This window comes from Wolbachia endosymbiont of Nasonia oneida, from assembly GCF_009012935.1.
Taxonomy (GTDB): Bacteria; Pseudomonadota; Alphaproteobacteria; order Rickettsiales; family Anaplasmataceae; genus Wolbachia; species Wolbachia pipientis.
On the sequence record NZ_QESS01000044.1, the window covers coordinates 1 to 1757 of the forward strand.

Here is a 1757-nt window from a genome sequence, read left to right on the forward strand (position 1 = left end):
CTCCACCTAGAAGGTGGAGGCTTGTACCATCTTATGGAAAGTCAATATAAATTATGACGTTTAATGTTGAAAGCTCAAATACTCCTTTGCTTGATCGGTTAGAACGCGCCCTCTTGGTGTGCGCTTTACAAAACTAATTTTGATTAAATAAGGTTCTACTGTTTCTTCAATATTGCCAACATCTTCGGATAGCGCAATAGATATGGTGTCAATTCCAACAGGGCCTGAAGTGTTGAATAAAAATCTTAGATAATTCATATCAAGTTTATTGAGTCCCATTTTATCTACACCCAATTTTAGTAATACAGAATCAGCGACTTCATAAGTGATTTTTTTATCATCTTTCACTTCAACAAAATCCCTTATCCTTCTGAGTAACCTCAAAGCAATTCTTGGAGTACCGCGCGCACGGCAGGCAATTTCCCGTGCAGCACCCTCTTCAATTTCAGCAGAAAGAACTCTTGCGCCTCTTTTTATAATATCGACTAGCTCCTCAAAAGAATAAAACTCAAGATGCAAAGGAATGCCAAAACGATCTCTGAGTGGCGCAGAAAGTAATCCAAGCCGTGTAGTTGCTCCAATTAGCGTAAATGGTGGTAGATCTATCCTTAAAGTGCGAGTAGATGGACCTTCACCTACTAATATGTCCAGGCAGAAATCTTCCATAGCAGTATATAAAACTTCTTCAATGCTGCGATTTAATCTATGGATTTCGTCGATAAATAGAACATCTTTTGCATTTAAAGTGGTAAGCACTGCAGCCAAGTCCCCAGCTTTACTAAGTAAAGGACCAGAAGTTGCGCGAAAGCTAACTCTTAATTCTTTAGAAACAATTTGTGCTAAAGTTGTTTTGCCAAGCCCTGGAGGACCGTACAATAAGACGTGATCTAAAGCTTCAGTTCTCGTCTGTGCAGCGTTTATAAACACTTTTAAATTTTGTATTAAGTCTTTTTGCCCGACAAAATCATCAAGTTGCTCAGGCCTGATGTTAATATTGCGCACATCTTCAGTATATTCTTTACCGCACGATATTGATTTCATAATGTTAAGAGCTCCTTAAGCGCCATGCGAATAATATCCTTAGTGTCCAGATTTGACGATTTGTCTTGTATTTTCTTTATCGTATCATAAGCTTTCACTTTTTCATATCCAAGATTGATCAATGCTGAAAGGGCATCTTCATTAATTGGATTAAAGTTATTGTTATTTATTTCTAGTTTACTCACTTTGCCACTCAATTCAGTGATGATTCGATTTATGAGTTTCAGGCCAAGTCCACTCATCTTGAGTGCTACTTTATCCTCATTCATAATTGCCAAAAATAGCTGTTCTGGAGTTAATTTACTCAAAATTGACATTGCAGTTTTATAGCTAACACCGCTTACTTTGACAAGCAACCTCAAGCACTGCTGTTCTTCTTCGCTTATAAAACCATATAGCTGAGCGACATTTTCTCTGTTATTTGCATAGGTTTCGATAAGTAATTTGATTCTACTTCCAATTGCACAAGCACTTAAAGTTTTGGCTGAAAGATACACCATATAGCCAACATCATTCACATTCAGGATTATGTGATCACTGCGCACTTCATCAACTATTCCGCTTAGATTTCCTATCATTTTTAGTACTATATAGGGTTTCAGTTTAAATACTCCTGGATCTTAGGTCAAGCAAACGAACATTATAACAGGGAAACGTGGCTAAAAAACCACTTGACAAACTCCGCCAGCCCCCTTATCATGAAACTGAAGCTATTG

General features: G+C 37.6%; 2 protein-coding genes. Both read right to left on the reverse strand.

Features of this window, described 5'->3' with window-relative positions; translation table 11 throughout:
* Window positions 1–60 precede the first annotated feature (60 nt).
* Window positions 61–1041 (reverse strand): Holliday junction branch migration DNA helicase RuvB, encoded by a 981-nt coding sequence (ruvB, locus tag DEF52_RS05980; protein ID WP_015589389.1) that lies wholly within the window; start codon window positions 1039–1041, stop codon window positions 61–63.
* Entirely contained in the window at window positions 1038–1619 is a 582-nt protein-coding gene (gene ruvA, locus DEF52_RS05985) for a Holliday junction branch migration protein RuvA (protein ID WP_151808133.1), read from the reverse strand. Before ruvA ends, ruvB begins: the two co-directional genes overlap by 4 nt.
* Window positions 1620–1757 lie beyond the last annotated feature (138 nt).